Consider the following 24,347-nt stretch of genomic DNA (forward strand, 5'->3'; position numbering starts at 1 on the left):
CCAGTCTGCCCCGCGAACTCAAGAGCGCCTCACTCCAGCGCAGCAGGTTGGCGCTCAACGCATTTGGATTGCCACGCGCCCCCTGGACCGGTAGCTTACCCTCTGTAAAATCAACAAGTTGCCTACTCAATACGCACACACAGAGCCGTCGTGCCAATAACAACATGGCGGGGGGAAAGTTATCATGATCACATTCAAGCACACCAAGCCGCGCTGGCGTTTGTTGGCGCCGGTTGCACTGGCGCTCACCCTGCCCGCGGCGGCGGTCGCTGAAGCCGCAAAACAGTCACAAGAGCCGGCTGCAGAGGCACAGGAAGCTCAGCAGGAACCCTCCTGGGATATCAACAAACCGGCTTACGAATTCAAGCCAATCCAGCTGGATACCCGCGAGACCACCTGGAGCAACCTGGATATCAGCCCGGATGGCGACACCCTCCTGTTCGATATGCTGGGCGATATCTACACCGTGCCGGTGAGCGGCGGCGAGGCGGTGGCCCTGACCAATGAGATCGCCTGGAATATGCAGCCGCGCTTCAGCCCGGATGGCAAAACCATTGTATTTATCAGCGACCGCGATGGTGCCGACAATATCTGGCTGATGGACCGCAATGGTGAAAATCTGCGCCAGCTCACTACGGAAAAAGAGAACCTGCTGCACTCGCCCAACTGGAGCCCCGACGGCCAGTATCTGGTGGCGCGCAAGGGCTTTATGTCCGGGCGCAGCATCCCCGCCGGGGAAATCTGGATGTACCATTATGGCGGTGGCGAGGGTCGCCAGTTGAAGGCGCGTATCGGCGGCGAGATTGCACAGAAAAATATTGCCGACCCGGCCTTCTCCCCGGATGGCCGCTACGTGTATTACGCCATCGATACCACCCCCGGTACCGTGTGGGAGTACAATAAAAACTCCACCCGGGAGATTTTTGCCATCAACCGCTACGACCTGCAGGATGGGGAAGAGGAGACCTTTATCTCCGGCCCCGGTGGCGCCGTAGCGCCGGTTCCCTCCCCGGACGGCAGCAAGCTGGCCTTTATCCGCCGCCAGGACAACCAGACTTCCCTGTTCCTGAAAGACCTGGACACCGGCCTGGAAACCCCGGTGTATGCGGGCCTGGAGCGGGACCTGCAGGAAATCTTCGGCCCCCACGGCAACTATGTGCAATACGACTGGATGCCCGATGGCGAGTCACTGATTGTGTGGAGCGGCGGTAAGTTCCTGCGTATCTCGGTTCACGGCGACAGCGTTGCACCAATTGAAACCCACGTAAAAGTCGAAAAGCAGGTGGCCGATGCAGTGCGCTTCCCGGTGGAAGTGGCCCCGGAAACCTTCGATGTGAAAATGATTCGCTGGGCGCAGAAATCCCCCAACGGCAAGCAGGTGGCTTTCCAGGCCTTGGGCAGGATTTATATCCAGGATATCGACAGCGGTGAGCGCCGCCGCCTCACCCGCCAGAATGACCACTTCGAGTTTTACCCCAGCTGGTCCCGGGATGGCCGCGAGATCACCTATGTCACCTGGGATGACGAAAAGCTCGGCCATGTGCGCGTGGTTTCCGCGCGCAATGGCCGCGGCAGGAACATCACCCGCCAGCCGGGCCTGTATGTGGAACCGACTTTCTCCCCCAGCGGTGACACCGTGGCTTACCGCCGCTTTACCGGCGGTTACCTGCTCAGCCCCGAGTACGCCCTGGAGCCGGGTATCTACCTGGCCGATGCCGGTGGCGACTGGCAACGGCGGGTGGTGAAGTCCGGTTATGAGCCCCACTTCGGTGCCAGCGATGAGCGTATTTATTTCTCTGAATATGTTGGCGCCAACGGCGGCAAGCGCGTGCTGAAAAGCACCAATCTGGAAGGCAAGGACGAGCGCGAGCATCTGCACGGCGCCGAGATCACCTCCTTCCGCTTGTCTCCCGACGGGCAATGGGTTGCCTTTACCCAGGACTTCAAAGCCTTTGTCGCGCCCTTTATGCACACCGGCAAATCCGAGGTGATCGGCCCCGATAGCAAAGCGGTCAAAGTCACCCGGGTCTCCAAGCGCGCCGGTGAAAACCTGCACTGGTCCGCCGATAGCGGCACACTCGGTTGGTCCCATGGCCCCAAACTGTTCGAGCGCGCATTAAAAGACGCCTTCCTCTTTGTTGCCGGTGCCCCCGATGCGTTGCCGGAGCCGGTTTCGGAGGGTATCGACCTGGGCTTTGAGCAGCCCTTCGACAACCGCGCGGGTCTGGTCGCCCTGACCGGCGGTACCGTGGTCACCATGCGCGATGCGGAGAACACCCGCGAAATTATCGAGAATGGGGTTGTGCTGTTGCGCGGTAACCGCATTGTGGCGGTGGGCCCCGCTGCCGAGGTGGCCATCCCTGAGCAAGCCAAGCGTATCGATGTCACCGGCAAAACCGTGCTGCCGGGCCTGATCGACGCCCATGCCCACGGCGCCCAGGGTCGCGAGGAGATTATTCCGCAGCAGAACTGGAACCTTTTCTCCAGCCTGGCATTCGGGGTAACCACCATTCACGACCCCTCCAACGACAGCAGCGAGATCTTCTCCGCCGCGGAAATGCAGAAGGCCGGCCTGATTACCGGGCCGCGCATCTTCTCCACCGGTACCATTCTCTATGGCGCCAAGGGTCCCGGCTACAAAGCCAAGATCCACTCACTGGAAGATGCCCGCTTCCATGTCAACCGTCTCAAGGAGATGGGTGCCATCTCGGTGAAGAGCTACAACCAGCCCCGCCGTGACCAGCGCCAGCAGGTCCTGCAGGCAGCCCGCGAGGCCGGTATCATGGTGGTGCCGGAGGGCGGCGGTAAGTACCAGCACAATATGAATATGATTGTGGACGGGCACACCGGTATCGAGCACTCCCTGCCCATCGCCAATGTCTACGGCGATGTGGAGCAGCTGTGGGGCCAGACCCGGGTGGGTTACACACCGACCTTTGTGGTGGCCTACGGCGGCCTCTGGGGCGAGGAGTACTGGTATGACCGCACTGAGGTGTGGAAAAACCAGCGCCTGACCCGCTTTACCCCGGACTTTATCGTCAATCCGCGCTCCATCCGCCGCCCCACGGCGCCGGATGCCCACTACAACCACTTTAACGTGGCCCGCCAGGCCAAGCAGCTGCGCGACGAGGGTGTCACGGTGCACATCGGTGCCCACGGCCAGCGCGAGGGCCTGGGCGCGCACTGGGAATTGTGGATGATGGAACAGGGTGGCTTCACCCCCTGGGAGGCCTTCCGCGCCGGTACCATTGACGGTGCCCGCTACCTGGGTATGGACGGGGATATCGGCAGCATCGAGGCGGGCAAACTGGCGGACCTGATCGTGGTGGATGGCAACCCACTGGACAACCTACGCCTGTCTGAAAATATCGCCTACACGGTGATCAACGGCCGGGTGTTCGAAGCGGAGACCATGAATGAGCTGGGCAGGGGAGAGCGCCTGGCGTTCTTCCACGAGCGCCTGCCTATCAGCGCCATGCCGGCACCCACCGCCGAAGCCATCCAGGCGAAGAGGGAGCGGCATCACTGGGTGCACTGATTGCGCAACCTCCCAGGGCACAAAAAAGGCCGGCAATGAAAATTGCCGGCCTTTTTATTGAACCAAGCCAGTACCATCAGGTTTCACTGGCCTTCTCAACCAGGGCATCATCCAGTTCTGCGGCCCGTTTCAACGCGGGGCGCTGCTGTAACCGCGCAAAGTAGTCCACAAACGCTTCCCGCTTTTCCAGCGTACCGAACTGCATACCCCAACCAATATGGGAGCCCACATAAACATCGGCTGCGGTAAAGCGCTCACCAGCGATAAACGGGTTGGCTTTTACCGCCATAGCCAGGGTGCTCAGGGTGTATTCATAGTTACCATACCCCAGCATCCTCTCCTTCTCCGCATCTGGCTCTTCTGCAAACACCCGTTTGTTGGTCAGCGCAGATTCCAGCGGCCCCGCAGCAAAAAAGAGCCAGCGGTAGTAGTTTGCCTTTTCTTTCATTGTCTGTGGCAGAAGTCCCGCTGCGGGGAACACCTCTGCCAGGTAGGCGCAAATAGCCGCCCCCTCGGTAACCACATTGCCGTTGTGCACGATCACCGGTACCTTGCCCATCGGGTTGATGGCCAGGTACTCCACAGATTTCATCCCGGCACCATAGTCCAGCACCACAGTCTTATAGGCAACGCCCACCTCTTCCAGCATCCAGCGCACGATGCGCCCGCGGGACTGGGGGTTGGTATAGAAAATCAGATCTTCACGCATTGCATTTTCCTAAAGTTCAACAATAAAGGGGAGTTTATACATCGATAAAAAATCGATGCGAGGGATTTCGACGACAAAGAATCAACAAATTTTAGTATGGAAAAGCGGGTTCATATCCTATTGCCCCGACAGATTCAGCAACAGATAAAAAAGCAGCCCAAGTCACCTTACCCTATCGGGCTGGGATACAAGCGAGCAGCCTTCCAGTGTTACATTGCCAAGGCAAGGACAAAGCGTTGCCTGTTGAATGCCTTGTATATTACCCGCTTCCGTTGACGTATGATTTAACTTCCTGGTTATTAATCAAAGAACTGTATGTCACCGACAGTATCGAATATCACCATTGAGGTGTGGGAAAAGCATCGACGATGGCGCTTGCCCGGGAGGTACAGTAAACCGGAAGGAACAGTGCGTAGCCAGAAATTGACCTGACAGACAGCTACTGACGAACCGATACGTCGGATCAGGTCTGAATTGCTACCTCTGATTTAGCTACCAAACTTAAGCTGAAAGCATTTAAGTTGATCACGCGTTGACATAAACTGGTTTTTGCAGCGTCCAAGCAATTGCTCCGGACTATGATCAAAAGCCTTGGCGCTTTCAATACATTGCTTACGTGTGCTGGTGCTCATAAAAGCACTTTGACAAGCTTTGACGATAGCAAAGGGCTCATAGGTAAAGGGCTTTAACTGCTCCAGACAAGCGAAGCGACCCTGGGTAGATAAAGTGAACTCACTACAGGTTTTCAATGCGCCTTTTTCTGAGTGAGGGTAGTTGTTTATCAACTGCACACATCTTTCGCGACTACTTCTGGAATTAAAATGCTCAGCGCAGATTTCGATACGCGCTGAGTAGGCCAGGGCAAGTTCTTGCTGGCTCGGCACAGTGTCCTCTGGCTCAGTAACTTGATATTCATCTTCTTGTGCATACAGATTGCGCGCCAGTACAATCTTATCTTGGCTGTGAGTGCGATTGGAGAAAAGCTTGATGTGTTTTACGCCCTCCACCTCAGTTTCAAAACGGAATCGGCCATTTTTCTTTTTCTGCATCCTGTGTACTTCACCCTCAATTTCTACACGAGAGCAGGACTGCATATCGTCCACAGCAAAGAAGGTGCCGTTTGGCGTGGTATAGGCATAAGCAATGCCTTTGCAGTCTTGCAGGTATTTAGAGGGCCACTTGGAGCTGAGCTTGGCGGCCTGTGCACCACAGGCTATGGCACATAGAAGAATCAATAAAAAAGCCTTGTTCAATTTGAACCCCTGAAGATATTTCTTTAATACATTGAGTATTATCCTGCTCGACTAATAATGAACCCGAGCTGAACCCAATCACAAAACGGCCAGCAAGCACAACCGCACTTATAACAGGATGTACACATAACACCTATCCTGAGCATGACCAAAACCCTTAAAGCAGCGCAGGATAGTCTAGCTTGATCAAGACATTAATAGAAAAACACGGTAAAAAAGCGTGCGGGTGCTGGAATGACCGTCCTCAAGCTGTACAGCATAGAAAGATAATCGAGTTCGGTTGTGCCCTTGCCTCAAGGCCCTGTGGCAGCATCAGAGAGGCAATAGGCAACGCACAGGGCCTGGTGCCGCACTCGTATCTATTGGGCTGAAGTTTGAGGGCCACCAGCATCGCAGCGGGAACGACGCAAAAACATCGCCCGCCTGCTGCCTTGTCTGGGCCTTTTCGAAATCTGAGCCTCCCCCTCTGTGGGGTTGCTACCTTTCGCCTCTGTGATCGCCTTGAAATTGCGGTAAGAAAGGCGTAAACGGCTTTCTTAATTAAAAGCTGCTTGAAATTAGCAGTCCAGTGGCATTCTCTATATCACCAGTGAGATATTGCTGGAAATACAGCCCGAGAGAAAAACTTTCAAAGTCTTTCTGCGCTGAGACCTTGGCGTATATGCCACCGTCAATCTCAATATCTTCATCGTAACAATTACTGCAATTATCTATGCCCCGCTCAGAGGCAAAAAGGTGGGTGTAGCCTGCCTGAGTGATGACGCTCATTCCCTGCTCTACAAACTGCCACTGATAGCCGGTAGCAACAAAAGCGGTAACCGCACTGGCACTAGAGTCATTTACAGAAATGTCACCGTCATTAAAAAGGCCAGTCCCTTCAACAACTTGTGAAAACTCCTGCTCATCGTCGTACCCCAAATAGCCCAATCCAAAACTGCTTATCCAGTTATTTTGTATGTAGTTGGCAGACACATCGATAGACCAGGCACTATCCCCAACACCTTCCAAGGCAGCTTGCTTACTGTCTAAGTTAACTTGAGATAGATTGGCAGAGAAAGACCACTGACTTTGTACATCTTGCTGCTCGGCAATCGCAAAAGAGGACCCGAACACTAGGGCCAAACCAAGAATTGTTTTCATATTCATCTCGCAAAAAAAGCGCGATTTTACAAGTTGGCAATAATTAATCAAGTACAGGGAAGTTCGCCTGGAATTTGAAATTAAACAAAAATAGCCGGTATTTGTAAGATTTAACTCTCTATACGGGCCGATTTCCTGGCTTATCCGAACTCATCAACCACTATCTGGGTGGGTGTCTGCTTGGTAGGGTTTCTTGGCGGGCTAAAGGGCTCTGAAATTGTTATACATCACCGCTATGACCAGACACTGTCACCACCAAATGATTATTCATTAAGTGTTCCGGTGCTACAAAGCCTGATATTTTCCCTAGCCAGGTATTTAGATCATAGAGCAAACCACAAACCGCTCCCTGAGTTTTCTTTTTTATTCTGCACTCTTTGGTCAATACTGTTACAACGGACTTATCGTATTCCTGTTCAAGCCCGGTTCCCGGGTGTGGTAGGAAGAGTGCGTGAAATAACCCTGCGCTAAAGGCTCTGAAGTGGTTGGACAATAGCCACTGATACTTACAAAAAAAGCAGCCGAAGCCGCTTTTTTAGTCACCTGAAAACAGGTGTTCGGAAAGGTAAGGCAGCGACTACTTGCCGGCCGCCTTACGAATCGCCTGCAGGGTGCGCAGGCGCGCTTCGGCTTCGGCCAGCTGGGCCGAGATGCGCGCGTAGTCGACCTCGGAGGGCGCTTTGTGCAGGGCGTGTTCCGCTTCCTCGCGGGCCTTCTGCGCGGCCTCTTCATCGATTTCCCGTTCGGCCACGTCCGCGAGGATGGTCACCATATTCGGCTGCACCTCGGCGTAGCCACCGCTGACGAACAATACCTCTTCTTCACCATCGGCTTTGATGATGCGTACCGGTCCGGGCTTCAGGGCAGTGAGCAACTGCGCGTGACCATAGGAGAGCCCCAGCTCCCCTTCGATGCCACTCACAATCACCATCCGCACCAGTCCGGAGAAGAGAGACTGCTCGGCGCTGACAATGTCACAGTGTACTGTCATGGCCATAGTATATGCCTATCTCGATTAGCCTTCGGCCTTGTTGGCTTTTTCCACAGCTTCGTCGATGGTTCCCACCATATAGAAGGCCTGTTCGGGCATGTGGTCATATTCACCGTTGAGGATGCCCTGGAAACCGCGGATGGTTTCTTTCAGAGAGACGTATTTACCCGGTGCACCAGTAAAGATTTCCGCCACGTGGAAGGGCTGGGACAGGAAGCGTTCGATCTTGCGCGCGCGGGCTACAGTCTGCTTGTCCTCCTCGGACAGCTCGTCCATTCCCAGGATCGCAATGATGTCCTTCAGCTCCTTATAGCGCTGCAGTACGGACTGCACGCCACGGGCCACCTCATAGTGCTCCTGGCCGATCACCTGCGGGTCCAGCTGACGGGAGGTGGAGTCCAGCGGGTCCACCGCCGGGTAGATACCTTTGGCGGCGATATCGCGGCTTAGTACCACGGTGGAGTCCAGGTGCGCGAAGGTGGTGGCCGGCGACGGGTCTGTCAGGTCGTCCGCCGGTACATACACTGCCTGGATAGAGGTGATGGAACCGGTCTTGGTGGAGGTGATACGCTCCTGCAGAACGCCCATCTCCTCCGCGAGGGTGGGCTGGTAACCCACCGCAGAGGGCATACGGCCCAACAGTGCAGAGACTTCGGTACCGGCGAGGGTGTAGCGGTAGATGTTGTCGACAAACAGCAGTACGTCTTTGCCTTCATCACGGAATTTTTCCGCCATGGTGAGGCCGGTCAGGGCCACGCGCAGGCGGTTGCCGGGGGGCTCATTCATCTGGCCGTATACCATGGCCACCTTGGAGTTGGCCTTGTTGTCCAGGTCGACGACCCCGGACTCCGCCATCTCGTAGTAGAAGTCGTTGCCTTCGCGGGTACGTTCGCCAACCCCGGCGAATACGGACAGGCCGGAGTGCTCGGTGGCAATGTTGTTGATCAGCTCCATCATGTTGACGGTTTTACCAACACCGGCACCGCCGAAGAGACCGACCTTGCCCCCCTTGGCGAACGGGCATACCAGGTCAATCACCTTGATGCCGGTTTCCAGCAGTTCGGTGGAGCTGGACTGCTCCTCGTAAGTGGGTGCGGGGCGGTGAATAGAGGCGCGCTCCTTCTCACCAATAGGGCCGCACTCGTCAATCGGGTTACCGAGCACGTCCATAATGCGCCCAAGGGTTTCGTGGCCAACCGGTACCGAAACCGGTGCGCCGGTATTGTGCACGGGCAGACCGCGACTGATACCTTCCGATGAACCCATGGCAATCGCGCGCACCACGCCGTCACCCAACTGCTGCTGCACTTCCATGGTGAGGTTCTTGCCCTCAACCACGAGTGCATCGTATACATTCGGGACGCTGTCGCGCGGGAACTCCACGTCGATGACCGCTCCGATCACTTGCACAATTTGTCCGTTACTCATTTCCGGATCCTCAGCTTTAAATTCTCTCAAGGTCGGCCACTGCAGGTATCAGCGGGGGCTTAAACCGCTGCGGCGCCGCCGACAATTTCCGACAGCTCCTGGGTAATGGCCGCCTGGCGCGCCTTGTTGTAGACAAGCTGCAACTGGTCGATCAGTTCGCCGGCATTGTCGGTGGCGCTCTTCATGGCGATCATGCGCGCGGCCTGTTCACAGGCTTTGTTCTCTACGACCGCCTGGTACACCTGGGACTCGATATAGCGGGCCAGCAAGCCGTCCAGCAATTCCACCGGGTCCGGCTCGTAGAGGTAGTCCCACGCGTGCATGAGCTGTTCGTCCTCGTCTTTTGGCAGCGGCAGCAGTTGCTCGACCCGCGGCTTTTGCGACATGGTGTTGACAAACTCATTGGAGACCAAAAACAGGCGATCAATATCACCTTCCGCATAACGGTCCAGCATGACCTTGACCGAGCCGATCAGCTTGCTGGCCTGGGGCGCATCGCCCAGGTCGCGTACCGCGGCGACAACCTTGCTGCCGATGGCATTGAAGAAACCGGCCGCTTTGTTGCCCACAGCACAGACTTCGACATCGACCCCTTTCTCGGACCAAGCCTGCATCTCGCGAATGGCTGCCTTGAACATATTGATGTTCAGGCCACCACAGAGTCCGCGGTCTGTGGATACCAGCACAAAACCAACCCGCCTGACCTCGCGCTCCTGCAGGTAAATATGTCGGTACTCCGCCGAGGCGTTGGCGACGTGACCGATCACTGCGCGTATACGCCGGGCATAGGGGCGACCCAGTGCCATGCGATCCTGAGCCCTGCGCATCTTGCTGGCCGCCACCATTTCCATTGCGGCAGTGATTTTCTGCGTGCTCTTGATACTGGCAATTTTTGTGCGTACTTCTTTTCCGCCTGCCATAGTGATTTACCTTGTTCGCTGGAACTGTCAATGTGGAGAAAGGCCGCTGTGGCCCTTCGCCCGCGCTTTCCAGGGCGTGCTTTACCAGCTGCTGGTGGCGACAAATTTCTCGATGGCCGCCTTGAAAGCGGTATCGATTTCGTCGTTGTAGTTGCCGGTACTATTCACCTTCTCCATCAGTTCCGCGTGTTCACTGTTCATATAAGCGAGCAGGGCGGCCTCAAAATCGAGCACCTTGTCCACTTCCACTTCTTTCAGGTAACCCTTGTCGGCGGCGTAAACAGAAACCGCCATTTCCGCAATAGACAGCGGGGAATACTGTTTCTGCTTCATCAGCTCGGTGACGCGTTCGCCGTGATCCAGCTGGGCCTTGGTGGCCTCGTCCAGGTCGGAGGCAAACTGGGAGAAAGCCGCCAGTTCGCGGTACTGGGCCAGGGCGGTACGGATACCCCCGGACAGCTTCTTGATTACCTTGGTCTGTGCGGCACCACCCACACGGGATACGGAGATACCCGGGTTGATCGCAGGACGAATACCGGCGTTGAACAGATCAGTTTCAAGGAAGATCTGGCCATCGGTAATGGAAATCACATTGGTGGGTACAAACGCGGACACGTCACCGGCCTGGGTCTCGATGATCGGCAGGGCGGTCAGTGAGCCGGTCTTGCCTTTCACTTCGCCGTTGGTGAACTTCTCCACGTACTCGGCGTTGACCCGCGCGGCGCGCTCCAGCAGGCGGGAGTGCAGGTAGAAAACGTCACCGGGGTAGGCTTCGCGGCCGGGCGGGCGCTTCAGCAGCAGGGAGATCTGGCGGTAGGCCCAGGCCTGCTTGGTGAGGTCGTCATAGACGATCAGGGCATCCTCTCCGCGATCGCGGAAGTATTCCCCCATGGTACAACCCACGTAGGGGGCCAGGAACTGCATCGCGGCCGGGTCAGCGGCGCCGGCGGCCACCACGATGGTGTGCTCCATAGCCCCGTGTTCTTCGAGCTTGCGCACCACATTGGCAATGGAGGACTGCTTCTGGCCCACGGCAACATAGATACACTTAACGCCGGTGCCTCTCTGGTTGATGATGGCGTCGATAGCCACCGCAGTCTTACCGATCTGGCGGTCGCCGATAATCAGTTCGCGCTGGCCGCGGCCGATCGGGATCATGGTATCCACCGCTTTCAGGCCGGTCTGCACCGGTTGGTCCACCGATTGACGGGCAATTACACCGGGCGCCACCTTCTCCACCGCATCGGTGAGCTTGTTGTTCAGCGGGCCCTTGCCGTCGATGGGGTTGCCCAGCGCATCTACAACGCGTCCGAGCAGCTCCGGGCCGACCGGGGTTTCCAGGATGCGGCCGGTGCAACGGCACTTCTGGCCTTCCGCCAAAGTCTTGTAATCACCCAGGATGACCGCACCCACGGAGTCGCGCTCCAGGTTCAGCGCCATACCGTATACGCCGCCCTCGAACTCGATCATTTCCCCGTACATCACATCGGCCAGGCCGTGGATGCGGATAATGCCGTCGGAAACGGAAACAATGGTGCCCTCGTTCTGGGCTTCAGTGCGCACATCGAGTTTTTCGATGCGGCTTTTGATGATTTCACTGATCTCAGAGGGATTCAGTTGCTGCATGCTCTGTTCCTCAAGTCCCCCGGCGACAGCGGCCAGCGGGGAAAGTAATTTAGGAGTTCATCGCCTCGGCGAGCTTGGCCAGACGGCCGCGTACGGTGCCGTCGATGACTGTGTCACCGGCGCGGATGATCGCGCCGCCCAGCAGGTTCTCGTCCACCGAACAGTGCAGATGTATCTCGCGTTCAAACTTCCGGCTGAGTTTCTCGCTCAGCACCTGCGCCTGCGCGTCGTTCAGGGGCGTTGCTGAGACAACTTCCACCTCGAGAGTGGCTTCGGCCTGCGCTTTCAGCGCTTCGAACAGCTGGAAAATTTCCGGCAGCAGTTGCAGACGGTGGTTCTCCGCCAGCAACCGGATGAAGTTGCTTCCGTGGGCACCGAGTGCATCTGAACAGATCGACAGGAAAGTCTCTGCCCGCTCTTCGCTGGTGAGCTGGGGATTGTCCAGCAGCTCACGCACTTTTTCGCTCTGACTGACCAGCGCCGCGGTTTCCAGTGCAGCGCTCCAACCGCTGAGGTCGGAGGCCTGCTGCGCATAGCTGAATGCCGCTTTGGCGTAGGGCCGGGCCAGGGTGCTGAGTTCCGCCATGGGGTTCCTCGCTTACAGCTCAGCTGCCAGTTTGTCGATCAGGTCGTTTTGCGCCCTGGCATCGATATTGACCGCGAGAATCTTCTCCGCCCCCAGGACAGACAAGGCTGCCACGCGGCTGCGCAGTTGTTCTTTGGCGCGGTTCACTTCCTGCTCAATCTCCGCCTTGGCCGCCACCTTCAGGCGGTCACCCTCGGCCAGGGCGGCCTGCTTGGCCTCGTCGATAATCTGGCTGGCGCGCCTGTTGGCACCCTCAATAATCTCGCCGGCCTGATCCTTGGCTTCCTTCAGCTGCTCAGCCGCCTTGCGCTTGGCCAGTTTCAGGTCTTTCTGCGCGTGCTCGGCATCTGCGAGCCCATGGGCAATCTTCTGCTCGCGCTCTTTCATCACGCCCAAAAGCGGCGGCCAGACAAACTTCCAGCAGAACCAGATGAAAAACAGGAATGTGATCGACTGGCCGATTAGAGTTGCTGTGATATTCACACCGACACCTCTTGCTCTTTGAAAGGGGTTAAGGGCAAATGGAACGGTGTAATTAAACCAAACCAGGCGCAACGGCGAAGATCAGGTACATGGCGATACCAACCCCGATCATGGGAACCGCATCCAGCAGACCGGCCATCAGGAACATTTTGCCCTGCAGGGCCGGGGCCTGTTCCGGCTGGCGAGCGGAACCCTCCAGCAGCTTGCCACCCAGGGTGCCGAAACCGATCGCGGTACCCAGCGCACCCAGACCAATCAGCAGTGCGCTTGCGATATAAACCAGACCTAATGCTTCCATTGTGTTCTCCAAATCAAAGTCAAAGAGTTGTTGTAAAGGTTGAATAAAGGGTTCTCTGTATCAATTTATTGGTCGTGCTCGTGTTCATCGTCGCGGTGGTGCGCCATCGCCATATACACGGTGCTCAATACCATAAATACAAACGCCTGCAGGGTGATTACCAGTACGTGGAAAATGGCCCAGCCCATATGCATCAGGCCCGCACCTATAAAGCCGAGTACGCCCACACCGAAAACAAGCGCAATCAGGATAAAGATCATCTCGCCGGCATACAGGTTGCCGAACAAACGCAGGCCCAGGGAGATCGGCTTGGCAATCAGGGAAACCGCTTCGAGCAGGAAGTTCACCGGGATCAACAGGATATCGAAGAACCATTTGCCGGTGTGGAAGGGGTGTAGGGTCAATTCCTTGATAAAGCCCAGCGCGCCCTTTTCGCGGATACTGAAGAAAATCATCAGCGCGAATACCGCCAGTGCCATGCCCAGGGTGGCATTGGGGTCTGTGGTGGGCACCACCTTGAAGAAGAGGTGCTCATTGCCGGAGACCTTGGCGGCCAGTTGTGGCAGCCAGTCCACCGGTACCAGATCCATGAGGTTCATCAGGAACACCCACACAAAGATGGTCAGGGCCATGGGTGCTACCATGCTGTTGCGATGCGGAAAGGTTTCCCTTACCAGCTTGTCAACAAACTCGGTGACAAGCTCCACAAAACTCTGGAAGCCGGTGGGTTTGTCCACACTCGCTTTTTTTGCCGCGCGGGCAAACAGGAAACAAAACACCAGACCGAGCCCCACAGACCAGCCCAGGGTGTCCACATGCAGGGCCCAAAAGCCCATATCCGCGGCCTCCTGGGTGGAGTGCGCCATGGTCCAGGTCGGCTCATTGAGCACAGTGCCATCTGCGCGGGTATAGCCGGCCGGCAACTTGCCGTAGGTCATGTTCTGCAGGTGGTGTTGGATATACGCCGTCGCGCTTTGAGCTTCGCCTGCCATAGTTCCTCAACAATCGTAAAAGTAACAATTCTTTTTCTGTTCCGGCTAGCGCGTCATGCGCGCCGCCAACCACCACTGCACGATCACACAGAGGCCGTAGCTGATAAACAGTGCCGCCGCATTCAACGGCTTGACGGTGGCAAACACCGCTGCAAACCCCGCCAGGGTCAATACAAATTTGCCGGCTTGCCCGCGGTAGAAGTTCCCTACCACCCGCTGGGCCGCACGCGCGCCCCTGTCGCGAAAGGCATACCAGCCAAAATAGGCGCCGGGCAGCGCGCACAGGACACCGCCGATCAACACGGAGAGCGCTGTCACGGGTTTACCACTCAAGTGCAATACCCCACCGGCCAGCGATACCAGCAGGAGCTGCACCGCGGCGATTCGCAATACCGGGGGTTTCGTCATAGACGGGATGAGCCGACTGTTTCTGCGCTGTCCGCCCAAAATTTGGGCGAGCGAATTATAGGAGCAACCGCCGCCGCGATTCAACCGGCAAATGTCGCCAACTTATTTGATTTTCTGGCGATTTTGCATGGAATTACACATAGAAGTGAGTAATTACATACAAATGGTCTGTACGCCAGGTCGGCGCACATTTTCCCGGGCTTCAATCCTCGGCGTAGCCCAGGTGGGCGAGGATTCCATCCAGTTCCTCCAGGGTGGTGTATCTGAGCACGAGCCGGCCGCTGCCTTTGTCGTTGTGATTGATCGAGACCGGCACACCCACTTTCTCCGCCAGACGTTCGCTCAGACGGCGGATATTCGCATCGGGCGGGCTTTTTTCCGGCGCCGGGGTCTGTGGCTGCTGCAGGCGGCGCACCAGTGCTTCGGTCTGGCGCACCGTGAGGCTGCGCTCCACCACCTGGCGCGCGGCACAGCGCTGGGTGGCGCCAGAGAGGCCCAGCAGGGCTTTGGCATGGCCCAGTTCCAGATCGCCGCGCTCGAGAAAGGTGCGCACCTCCTCGCTGAGGCTCAGCAGGCGCAACAGGTTGGTCACCGCCGAGCGCGACTTGCCCACCGCATCGGCCACCTGCTGCTGGGTCAGCTTGAACTCGTCCTGCAGGCGCTTTAGTGCCGCCGCCTCTTCCACCGGGTTCAGATCCTCGCGCTGAATGTTTTCAATCAGCGCCATGGCGATGGCGGCCTCATCCGAGACATCGCGCAGCAGCGCGGGCACTTTTTCCAGGCCGGCGAGCTGGGCGGCGCGCCAGCGGCGTTCGCCGGCGATAATTTCATAGCGCTGCGCGCCGGTCGCACGCACCACGATGGGCTGCATAATGCCCTGGGCGCGGATCGAATCGGCCAGCTCCTGCAGGGATTCCTGCGGGAAATCCCGGCGCGGCTGGTAGCGTCCGCGCTGCAGGAACTCGATGGGCAGCTCTTTCAGTTCCCCGTCTGCTACCTCACTGGTGCCATCGCCATTGGCCACGGCGATCGCATCACCGGCCCGGTTACTGATCAGGTGCGATAGACCCCGGCCCAGACCCTTGCGTTTGGCGGACATAGTTATTACCCCTTATACCACTTCCGCCATTGGGCGGCCTTTGTTGGGTGAGTGATCGCTCTGGCGGCGAGTGATTTCGCAGGCCAGGGCCAGGTAGGCGATAGCGCCCTTGGAATGACGGTCATGCTCCAGGGCGGGCTTGCCGAAACTGGGGGCCTCCGCGAGACGCACATTGCGCGGGATGCAGGTGCGATACAAACGCTCGCCAAAATATTCCTGCAACTGCATGGAGACCTCAGTGGTGAGACTGCTGCGCGGATCGTACATGGTGCGCAGTATGCCCTCGATCTTGAGATCCGGATTGGCCGCCTGCTGGATCTGCGTGATGGTATCGATCAGTGCCGACAACCCCTCCAGTGCATAGTACTCACACTGCATGGGAATCAACACGCCCTGGGCGGCGCAGAGGGCATTCACGGTGAGCATATTCAGCGAGGGTGGACAGTCGATAATCACATGGTCATAACGATCGGCCACACCGCACAGTGTCTGGCGCAGCCGGGATTCCCGCCCCTCCAGGCTGAGCAGTTCCACCTCGGCGGCAGAGAGGTCCCCATTACCGGGGATCAGATCAAAACCACTCGCGGTAGGCACAATGGCCCGCTCTGCCGGCAGCCCTTGCACGAGCACGTCGTAGCCCGATACCTCCAGATCATTTTTGTCCACACCGCTGCCCATGGTGGCATTGCCCTGGGGGTCCAGGTCTATCAGCAGTACCTGCCGTTTGTTGGCAACCAAAGATGCGGCCAGGTTGACGCAGGTCGTGGTCTTGCCGACCCCACCTTTCTGGTTGGCTACCGCAAATATCTTGCTCAAGGTTCCCGTCCTTTGTTGTTTCCGCGGACGCCGGTCACCAGTGACGTCAACGGCTGTTGGATTCCCCCCGCAGGGCGTGTTCAGACCGGAGAGGGCCCCTGTGGGTGTTTGCTTACCCTGTGCGGCTCAGCAGGATCAAGTGGCGCTCTGCAGTACACCCGGGCACTGACAAGCGGTGCACCTGTTCGACCATAATGCCTTTTGGGAGCGCACTCAACTCATCCTCGGGCAGCCTGCCCTTCATGGCGTAAAAGCGCCCCCCTAAGGCCAGTAGATGGGCGCTGCAATCCACCATATCGGCCATAGAGGCAAAAGCCCTGGACACCACCCCGGCGAAGGGCTGCGCCACACTCAACTTCTCGGCCCGCTCGTTGACCACCTGCACATTGTGCAGCGACAGACTGTTCGCCACCTGAAACAGGAAGCGGGCCTTCTTGCCATTGCTGTCGAGCAGCGTGATCGGCCGAGTGGGATACACAATGGCGAGTGGAACGCCGGGCAGACCACCACCGCTGCCCACATCGATCAGGGAGCCTGTGCCACAGAGGTTCACGATGCTGAGGCTGTCGATAATATGGCGCTCAAGCATCTGCGCCGGATCGCGAATCGCCGACAGATTGTAGGCGCTGTTCCAGCGCGCAAAGAGCGCGAGATACCGAAGCAGTTGGTTCTGCTGGTGCTCGCTCAGTGTCACTGACATCTGCACCGCAGCCTGCAGCAGGCGCGGGCGAAATTGTTCCATTTGCCGATAAATAGGTATACCCCCGGTTATCCTGCGATTTTTCCCCAGCAGGGCCCGTGCCCCTGTGGATCAGCGCTCAGCCTGGCCTGTTGCGGGTGAGCAGTCCGCGTTTTTTCAGCTGGATCAGCAGCAGTGAGATGGACGCGGGGGTTACCCCCGGAATCCGGGAGGCCCGTGCCAGCGTATCCGGCCGGGTTTCGCCCAGCTTTTGCCTGACCTCAATGGAGAGGCCGGAAATAGCGCTGTAGTCAAAATCCTGCGGAATGGGTGTGTCTTCATAGGCCTGCAGTCGCTCAATTTCCTCGCGCTGGCGATCGATATAGCCGGCGTACTTAGCCGAAATTTCCACCTGCTCGGCAACCTGCTGATCTGCCACCGGCGCACCTTTCAGGTGGGCCACATCCGTGTAGCCCAGTTCCGGGCGGCGCATCAGCTCCATCAAGCTGTACTCCCGCGCCAGGGGCCGGGGCAACTTGGATTCCACCGCTGCAGCCTGTGGGGTCTTTGGGTGCACCCAGGTGTCTTGCAGGCGCTGGGTCTCGCGGGCGATGGCCTCCCGCTTCTCGCAAAACGCACGCCAGCGCACGTCCCCTACCAGGCCCAGCGCGCGGCCTTTCTCGGTCAGGCGCAGGTCGGCATTGTCCTCTCGCAGTAGCAGGCGGTATTCAGCGCGACTGGTAAACATGCGGTAGGGCTCCCTGGTGCCGCTGGTGATCAGGTCGTCTACCAGTACCCCCAGGTAGGCCTCGTCCCGGCGCGGTGACCAGGCTTCGCGCTCAAGGGCCTGCAGGGCGGCATTGGCACCGGCCAACAGCCCCTGGGCGGCGGCCTCTTCGTAACCGGTGGTACCGTTGATCTGGCCGGCGAGGTAGAGCCCCCCGAGCCGCTTGCTCTGCAGGGATGGCAGCAGGTCGCGGGGATCGAAAAAATCGTATTCGATGGCATAACCCGGACGGGTGATATGCGCAGTCTCAAACCCTTTAATGGAGTGCACCAGTTCGACTTGCACATCGAAGGGCAGACTGGTGGAAATACCGTTGGGGTACAGTTCGTTGGTGGTCAGCCCCTCCGGCTCGATAAACACCTGGTGGCTGTCCTTGTCGGCAAAGCGATGCACCTTGTCCTCAATGGACGGGCAGTAGCGCGGCCCCACACCCTCGATTGCCCCAGAGTACATGGGCGAGCGGTGCAAACCGCTCCGGATAATTGCATGGGTACGGGCATTGGTGTGGGTGATCCAGCAGCAGACCTGACGCGGGTGCGCCTCGCGGCTGCCCAGGTAGGACATCACCGGAGTGGGGCTGTCTCCCCACTGTTCCTGCAGCGCACGGAAATTCACAGAGCGCGCATCGATACGGGGCGGAGTGCCGGTTTTCAGGCGGTCGACGCGAAAGGGCAGCTCGCGCAACCGCGCCGCCAAAGCCAGAGAAGGCGGATCACCGGCGCGACCACCGCGATGGTTGTCCTGACCGATATGGATACGCCCACCCAGGAAGGTGCCGGCTGTCAGCACCACAGCACTTGCGCGCAAGCGTATGCCGGCATTGGTGACAACGCCCACCACCCGCTCCCCTTCGACAATCAGGTCATCGGCAGCCTGCTGGAAAATCTCCAGGTGCTCCTGGCGCTCCAGGATCGATCGAATCGCGGCTCGGTACAGGGCCCGGTCCGCCTGTGCACGGGTGGCGCGCACAGCGGGGCCCTTGCGCGCATTGAGGACCCGAAACTGAATCCCCCCCAAGTCAGTGGCCCGGGCCATGGCGCCGTCGAGGGCATCCACCTCTTTGACCAGGTGGCTCTTGCCGATGCCGCCAATAGCGGGGTTGCAGGACATTTGCCCTAGGGTTTCGATATTGTGGGTCAAAAGCAGCGTGGAGGCCCCCATGCGCGCGGCTGCGAGGGAGGCCTCTGTGCCGGCGTGACCTCCGCCGATCACGATCACGTCATAGGTCTTGGGGAAATCCATACTGGCTCTTGCTGCTCATGGTTACAAACTGGGGCGCACATTTTATAGACAGTTCGCGCCCCCAGCAATTCGCGTCCGGCAGATTGCCGCCAATGTCATTCCCTCTTTCAGGGGATCGCTATTCGGTGGGGCTGGACCAGCAGCTGAATTCCACAGTGATTGTCGTGCGTAGTCTGTGTGGCTACAGATCCGGGTTGTAGTGTCCCCCGGTTCGGTTGCTGAGCAGCCCCCTCCCCATGATTCGGGAGTGTGCCAATGCAGTTTCAAAAGCATTTTGCAGGGTATACCGGATTTCAGATAAATAAGAATGGATATCCCTTATAAAGAGAGTATTTAGATATTGTTGTTTTTATTGGGGCCGCCAGAATCCGGTATAACTCCAGAAAAAACTGATAAATCAATAGTATAAGAGGCGCAAAACCAGGGGAATAACCCCTTGGTAGACGGGGGGATAACCGGGGTAGGGCGCTGTGGAAATCCGGGATAACTTCTGACTGCCCGAACCTCAGACAAAATTATCCTCAAATGATTACCACAGTTTCTGGGTGATTATCCCCGATATTGTCCACAGTGATCGTTTCCCAACCATAGCTTGTGGGTATTTCTGAGCATAACTTGGCAATAACCCGTGGGTATGTTTCAGCAGTGGATAACTCTGTGTATAGCACTGCGAAATTCTTGTGATTTTTCCGTGCAACACACACTGGCCACTTGTCCCTGCATGTTCCCCATGGCAATAAACAGATTTGTACAGGGAAAATCTTTCGAGGTGCTGTAAATTGAGTGTGAAGCGGGGATGAAAGGTCATTCACAAAGGCAGAAATCGGCAATGGCGTTGCCCAAATGGGGGTAGGTCTGGGAAAAATCTGTGTATAACCGGTGTAAAAAGTGTGTTGAAGGGGCAATAACCCGGAGCGGGGTAATGCTGGCGATGTGATGAAATTAAACAGCTGTGTGTGCTGTTATTTTCCGATACAGAAGTTGGCAAAAATCTTGCCCAGCAGGGCATCTGCACTGACAGCGCCGGTGATTTCACCAAGTGCCTGCTGGGCCTGGCGCAGGTCTTCGGCGAGCAGTTCGCCGGCACCGCTACTGTGCAGCTGCAAAGCGCCCTGTTGGATAAAATCCTGCGCGCGAGACAGAGCTTCCAGGTGGCGTCTGCGCGCGCTGAAGCAGCCCTCAGCCGCGCCGCTAAAGCCGATACTCTGTTTTAAGTGTTCCTTGAGCGCATCCAGTCCCGCGCCGGTTTTGGCGCTGACCGCCAATACCGGTATGCCCTCGGTGCGGGACTGTAATCCGGCGGTGTATTCGGTGAGGTCAATTTTATTCATTACCAGCGTGAGTCGGTCGGGTTCCGGAAGTTGGCTGGTAAATGCCGGCCAGGCATCGAGGGGATTCAGGGAGTGGAGCTGTGCTGCATCCATGACCAGTAAAATCCGGTCGGCCTGGTGGATCTCTTTCCAGGCGCGCTCTATGCCGATCTGCTCCACCTTGTCCGGGGCGTCGCGCATCCCGGCGGTATCGGCAAATTGCACAGGCATTCCCTCAATGTGAATTTGTTCGCGCAGAATATCCCGGGTGGTGCCGGCGATATCGGTGACGATGGAGACATCGCGTCCGGCCAGGGCATTGAGCAGGCTGGATTTACCGGCATTGGGAGGCCCGGCAATGGCAACGCGCATGCCCTCTCGCATGATGGCGCCCTGGCGCGCCTGGGCTGTCACAGCAGTGAGTTGTGACAGCAGTGTCTCGATATCCGCTGCCACCTTGCCGTCCGCGAGAAAGTCGATTTCCTCCTCCGGGAAGTCGATGGCCGCTTCCACATAGATGCGCAGTTGGGTGAGGCTTTCCACCAGGTCTGCGACCTTTGAGGAAAAGGCTCCCTGCAGGGATTGCAGGGCGTTGCGTGCGGCCTGGGCACTGCCCGCTTCGATCAGGTCGGCGATGGCCTCCGCCTGGGTCAGGTCGATTTTGTCATTGATGAAGGCGCGCTCGGAAAATTCACCGGGACGTGCCTGGCGCGCCCCGAGTGCGATGGTGGCCTGCAGGAGCTGGTCGAGGATAACCGGGCCGCCGTGGCCCTGCAGTTCCACCACATCCTCCCCCGTAAAGGAGTTGGGGCCGGGGAAGTACAGGGCGATGCCCTGGTCGATCAATTGTTCCCCGTGGGAAAAGGTGCGGTAGTGGGCCTGGCGTGGCTTGAGCGGGCGATCACCACAGATTTGCATGGCAATGCCCCGGGCGCTGCTGCCCGATAGGCGGATCACGCCGATGCCACCGCGCCCGGGCGCGGTGGCAACTGCGGCGATGGTGTCTCGGTTGGGGTTTTGCTGCATCATCGGCTGAGTTTACCTGACGGCAGGGACACTGGGCCGCATCCGTGGCCCTCAGTGGGTAAGTGTGCACTCACACACATTAAATCTTACCGGCATCCACCTGCTTGTTGATGTACCAGGTCTGCGCGATGGTGATCAGGTTATTGGCGATCCAGTAGAGTACCAGTCCCGCTGGAAACCACAGGAAGAAAATGGTCATCATCACCGGCATCAGTTGCATAATGCGCGCCTGGGTGGGGTCGGCGGGGGCCGGGTTCAGTTTCTGCATAAACCACATGGAGGCGCCCATCAGGACCGGCAGGATAAAGTAGGGATCTTTTGCCGACAGGTCGTGAATCCAGAAAATCCAGGGGGCATGGCGCAGCTCCACGGTTTCAGTCAGCATCCAGTAGAGGGCGATAAAAACCGGCATTTGCAGCAGGATCGGCAGACAACCACCCATGGGGTTGATCTTTTCGCGGCGGTAGAGCTTCATGGTCTCCTCCGCCAGCTTCTGTCGGTTGTCCTTGTATTGCTCCTGCAGCTTTTTCATCTGTGGAGCGAATTTGCGCATGCGCGCCATGGACTTGGTGCCCGCCGCAGACAGGGGCAGCAACAGGGTTTTGATGAAGACGGTGAGCAGGATGATCGCCCAGCCCCAGTTGCTGACAATATGCGCTTGGATAAAATGCAGTACCCGGAACAGCGGTTTGGCAATCCACCAGAGCCAGCCGTAGTCCACGGTCAGATCCAGGTAGGGGGAGATCTTCTCCAGACGGTACACGTCCTTGGGGCCCGCATAGAAAGAGGCGCTCAGTTCCCCCTGTGTGGCAGCGGGAATCTGTACCTGTGGCGCAGTAAAGCCCATGCGGAACAGCCCATCGGACAGTTCCTTCAGCTCGAAAGTGTTGCGCGCATCCTGGGGCGGAATCCAGGCGCTGAGGAAGTAGTGCTGTACCATGGCCACCCAGCCGCCCTCAATGGTTTCGCGGGTGGGTTTTTCTGCGATTTCTTCAAAATCCTGTTTGAAGTAGTTTTCCTCCGGGGTGCGCAGGGCCGCACCGAGGAAGGGAGACATGCCGAAGCCCATGTCCGTGGGAGGCTCACTGCTATCGCGTTTGATCTGGCCGAACATAGCGGCTGACCAGGGCTTATCGCTGGTGTTATCCACCAGGTAGGCGACCTGGATCAGGTAGTCGCCGCGCTTGAAAGTAAAGCGCTTGGTGATATTGGCCCCTTCCTGTTGCAGGGTCAGGTCGACAATCAGGGCCTCTTGCCCCTCAGCCAGGGCGTAATTGTTTTTGGCCATCTTGAATAATGGCCGACCAGCTGCGCTGTCGGTACCGTTCTGACCGATAAGGCCACTCTGCGCGATATAGGTATGATAACGGGTCTGGTTGAGCAGAATCAGCGGCTGGTCGGGAGTACCCTGCTTCTGCTCGAACTTGCGCAGGGCCACTTTAACGATATCGCCACCGCGGGGATTGATGAGCAGGTCGAAAACGTCGGTGGTAACCTGAATCAGCTCCCGCTCAGTGCCATCTACGCCGGTTGTGGCCGGAGCCTGGGACTGCAGCTGGGGCACATCGCTATCTTCACTGTCGTTGTTATCCCCCGCAACCTGGCTGTCGGCCGGCCCCGGACTGTGCACGATGGTCTCGCGGTCAACCTCCGGGGTATGCTGTTCTTTGAACGCATTCCACTGGAAAGCCAGGGCCAGGAGAACTGCAGCAATTCCCCCCATCAGCGTATAGCGTTGCCAATCCATCTTGTTACCTAAACAGAGTTATTGTGTCTGGGGGGGACCGGGTCCAATCCCCCAGGGTGCCAGGGGTGGCATTTTATAAGGCGTCGCACGGTTAAATAACCCCCTATTATGGCTCCATGCGTCGCAATGGCCTCTTCGGAGTACCGGGAGCAGGTGGGGTAAAAGCGGCACTGGTTACCGACCCAGGGGCTGGCCAGGTAGCGGTAGGCATGTATCAGCTTGATGAGCACCCATTTCATGGCGTTTGCTGTGCCTGGTGCGCGCGCTTGGCCAATTTGCACCAGAGCTTGTTGAGCAGCTTCGCCAGGGCGGCCTTGTCCAGGTTCGCGACCCCGGGGCGGGCCAATACTACAGTATCGAGCGCCGGCAGCTGGTGTTGCTGCAAGCGGAAAGTCTCCCGGCTAATACGCTTGATCTGATTGCGGTCAGTGGCCTTGCGGACATGTTTCTTCGAGATCACCAGGCCGAGACGCGGGTGTTCCAGTGCATTGGGACGGGCGAGAATTAACAGGTGCGGATGCGCTGAGCGCACGAGGGTTTCGTTGAATACCTGGCGGTACTGCGCCGCGTTGAGCAGGCGCAGCGCCTTGGCAAATCCGAAGTCGCTGCGCGCCTGCTGCATGGGGGGGATCTCTGGGCTAAAGAGAAACGGTCTTATGCAGACAGGACTTTGCGGCCTTTGGCGCGGCGGCGGGCGAGAATTTTGCGGCCATTTTTGGTTGCCATGCGCGCGCGGAAACCGTGCGTACGTTTGCGCTTCACGTTGCTGGGTTGAAATGTGCGTTTCATAGTCTTACTACCTGAGACTTTGTGTTCGAAATTTCTCGGGAACTTCCCGGGATCTGGCCCAGTACCCGTTACAGAAGAGCCGGCGCTACGCGCTGCGAAGGTCGCGGATTGTATAGAAAGCCAGCACCGAAAGCAACGCACTGGCCGCGGATTAATTGCCGGTTTTTTATCACTCACCGCAACAAGTCATTGAGGCAGTTGGAGTATCTCATGATGCCCACTGATTGACCCCAAGATATACACAGGTTCTTGTGGATAAGTTTGTTTATGGTTGCCAATTGGCTGCTTATTTGTTGTGCAACTGGTTGATTATACGGACTTTTTCTCTGCGGGTTTTTTTACTCTGACGGTCTTTCTTGTGGATAACCCGGCGATGAAAAGTTATACTGCGTCGATCTTGTTTGACGGCATCGGGCGCCTTTTGCCCTGGCTTTGCCGTTATCCCTTGGTCTTACCGTATTGGGGTTTTTGGGGGTTTTC

At 57.7% G+C, this 24,347-nt stretch carries 22 protein-coding genes; 1 reads left to right on the forward strand and 21 read right to left on the reverse strand.

The window, feature by feature from the left end:
- Positions 1-184 precede the first annotated feature (184 nt).
- Positions 185-3,538: an amidohydrolase family protein gene (locus M8T91_RS18400; protein ID WP_301415672.1), complete on the forward strand. Its 3,354-nt coding sequence runs from the start codon at positions 185-187 to the stop codon at positions 3,536-3,538.
- Positions 3,539-3,614: 76 nt separating this feature from the next.
- On the opposite strand, the gene M8T91_RS18405 is transcribed toward M8T91_RS18400, so the two are convergent.
- The 21 genes from M8T91_RS18405 to rpmH all read right to left on the reverse strand — a co-directional run bounded on the left by M8T91_RS18405 (position 3,615) and on the right by rpmH (position 23,867).
- On the reverse strand, positions 3,615-4,247 hold the full coding sequence (locus M8T91_RS18405) for a glutathione S-transferase family protein (RefSeq protein ID WP_301415673.1): 633 nt from the start codon (positions 4,245-4,247) through the stop codon (positions 3,615-3,617).
- A gap of 488 nt (positions 4,248-4,735) precedes the next feature.
- Entirely contained in the window at positions 4,736-5,500 is a 765-nt protein-coding gene (locus M8T91_RS18410; RefSeq protein ID WP_301415674.1) for a hypothetical protein, read from the reverse strand.
- A 540-nt stretch (positions 5,501-6,040) separates the two neighbouring features.
- Positions 6,041-6,640 (reverse strand): hypothetical protein, encoded by a 600-nt coding sequence (locus M8T91_RS18415; protein WP_301415675.1) that lies wholly within the window; start codon positions 6,638-6,640, stop codon positions 6,041-6,043.
- A gap of 577 nt (positions 6,641-7,217) precedes the next feature.
- The gene (locus M8T91_RS18420; RefSeq protein WP_301415676.1) at positions 7,218-7,637 is read right to left on the reverse strand and encodes a F0F1 ATP synthase subunit epsilon; all 420 of its coding nucleotides are present in this window, start codon (positions 7,635-7,637) and stop codon (positions 7,218-7,220) included.
- Between the two features lie 18 nt (positions 7,638-7,655).
- Complete coding sequence (gene atpD, locus M8T91_RS18425; RefSeq protein WP_301415677.1) at positions 7,656-9,059, reverse strand: F0F1 ATP synthase subunit beta; 1,404 nt, start codon at positions 9,057-9,059, stop codon at positions 7,656-7,658.
- A gap of 59 nt (positions 9,060-9,118) precedes the next feature.
- Positions 9,119-9,979: a F0F1 ATP synthase subunit gamma gene (gene atpG, locus M8T91_RS18430; RefSeq protein ID WP_301415678.1), complete on the reverse strand. Its 861-nt coding sequence runs from the start codon at positions 9,977-9,979 to the stop codon at positions 9,119-9,121.
- Between the two features lie 81 nt (positions 9,980-10,060).
- Positions 10,061-11,605 carry a F0F1 ATP synthase subunit alpha gene (gene atpA, locus M8T91_RS18435; RefSeq protein WP_301415679.1) on the reverse strand — a complete coding sequence of 515 codons (1,545 nt, stop codon included), beginning with the start codon at positions 11,603-11,605 and terminating at the stop codon, positions 10,061-10,063.
- Positions 11,606-11,654: 49 nt separating this feature from the next.
- Positions 11,655-12,191, reverse strand: a complete 537-nt coding sequence (locus tag M8T91_RS18440; protein ID WP_301415680.1) for a F0F1 ATP synthase subunit delta — start codon at positions 12,189-12,191, stop codon at positions 11,655-11,657.
- Positions 12,192-12,203: 12 nt separating this feature from the next.
- The gene (locus tag M8T91_RS18445; protein ID WP_301415681.1) at positions 12,204-12,674 is read right to left on the reverse strand and encodes a F0F1 ATP synthase subunit B; all 471 of its coding nucleotides are present in this window, start codon (positions 12,672-12,674) and stop codon (positions 12,204-12,206) included.
- 52 nt (positions 12,675-12,726) lie between these two features.
- Positions 12,727-12,972: a F0F1 ATP synthase subunit C gene (gene atpE / locus M8T91_RS18450; RefSeq protein WP_020413895.1), complete on the reverse strand. Its 246-nt coding sequence runs from the start codon at positions 12,970-12,972 to the stop codon at positions 12,727-12,729.
- Between the two features lie 65 nt (positions 12,973-13,037).
- Complete coding sequence (atpB, locus tag M8T91_RS18455) at positions 13,038-13,964, reverse strand: F0F1 ATP synthase subunit A (RefSeq protein ID WP_301415682.1); 927 nt, start codon at positions 13,962-13,964, stop codon at positions 13,038-13,040.
- A 45-nt stretch (positions 13,965-14,009) separates the two neighbouring features.
- A complete protein-coding gene (locus tag M8T91_RS18460) occupies positions 14,010-14,372 on the reverse strand; it encodes an ATP synthase subunit I (protein WP_301415683.1) in 363 nt (120 codons plus the stop codon).
- Between the two features lie 202 nt (positions 14,373-14,574).
- Entirely contained in the window at positions 14,575-15,471 is an 897-nt protein-coding gene (locus M8T91_RS18465; protein ID WP_301415684.1) for a ParB/RepB/Spo0J family partition protein, read from the reverse strand.
- Between the two features lie 12 nt (positions 15,472-15,483).
- Entirely contained in the window at positions 15,484-16,287 is an 804-nt protein-coding gene (locus tag M8T91_RS18470) for a ParA family protein (RefSeq protein ID WP_301415685.1), read from the reverse strand.
- Positions 16,288-16,399: 112 nt separating this feature from the next.
- On the reverse strand, positions 16,400-17,029 hold the full coding sequence (rsmG, locus tag M8T91_RS18475; protein WP_301415686.1) for a 16S rRNA (guanine(527)-N(7))-methyltransferase RsmG: 630 nt from the start codon (positions 17,027-17,029) through the stop codon (positions 16,400-16,402).
- A 76-nt stretch (positions 17,030-17,105) separates the two neighbouring features.
- Positions 17,106-18,995, reverse strand: a complete 1,890-nt coding sequence (gene mnmG / locus M8T91_RS18480; RefSeq protein WP_301415687.1) for a tRNA uridine-5-carboxymethylaminomethyl(34) synthesis enzyme MnmG — start codon at positions 18,993-18,995, stop codon at positions 17,106-17,108.
- A 962-nt stretch (positions 18,996-19,957) separates the two neighbouring features.
- Positions 19,958-21,334, reverse strand: coding sequence for a tRNA uridine-5-carboxymethylaminomethyl(34) synthesis GTPase MnmE (gene mnmE / locus M8T91_RS18485; protein ID WP_301415688.1), 1,377 nt, complete (start codon positions 21,332-21,334; stop codon positions 19,958-19,960).
- A 76-nt stretch (positions 21,335-21,410) separates the two neighbouring features.
- Complete coding sequence (gene yidC, locus M8T91_RS18490; protein WP_301415689.1) at positions 21,411-23,078, reverse strand: membrane protein insertase YidC; 1,668 nt, start codon at positions 23,076-23,078, stop codon at positions 21,411-21,413.
- 8 nt (positions 23,079-23,086) lie between these two features.
- A complete protein-coding gene (yidD, locus tag M8T91_RS18495; protein ID WP_301415690.1) occupies positions 23,087-23,317 on the reverse strand; it encodes a membrane protein insertion efficiency factor YidD in 231 nt (76 codons plus the stop codon).
- The gene (gene rnpA / locus M8T91_RS18500) at positions 23,314-23,700 is read right to left on the reverse strand and encodes a ribonuclease P protein component (RefSeq protein WP_301415691.1); all 387 of its coding nucleotides are present in this window, start codon (positions 23,698-23,700) and stop codon (positions 23,314-23,316) included. The genes yidD and rnpA overlap by 4 nt, the downstream gene beginning before the upstream one ends.
- A gap of 32 nt (positions 23,701-23,732) precedes the next feature.
- Positions 23,733-23,867 (reverse strand): 50S ribosomal protein L34, encoded by a 135-nt coding sequence (gene rpmH / locus M8T91_RS18505; protein WP_299946282.1) that lies wholly within the window; start codon positions 23,865-23,867, stop codon positions 23,733-23,735.
- Between the last annotated feature and the right edge of the window lie 480 nt (positions 23,868-24,347).

Origin of the sequence: Microbulbifer sp. MI-G, assembly GCF_030440425.1 — a bacterium.
Classification (GTDB): domain Bacteria; phylum Pseudomonadota; class Gammaproteobacteria; order Pseudomonadales; family Cellvibrionaceae; genus Microbulbifer; species Microbulbifer spongiae.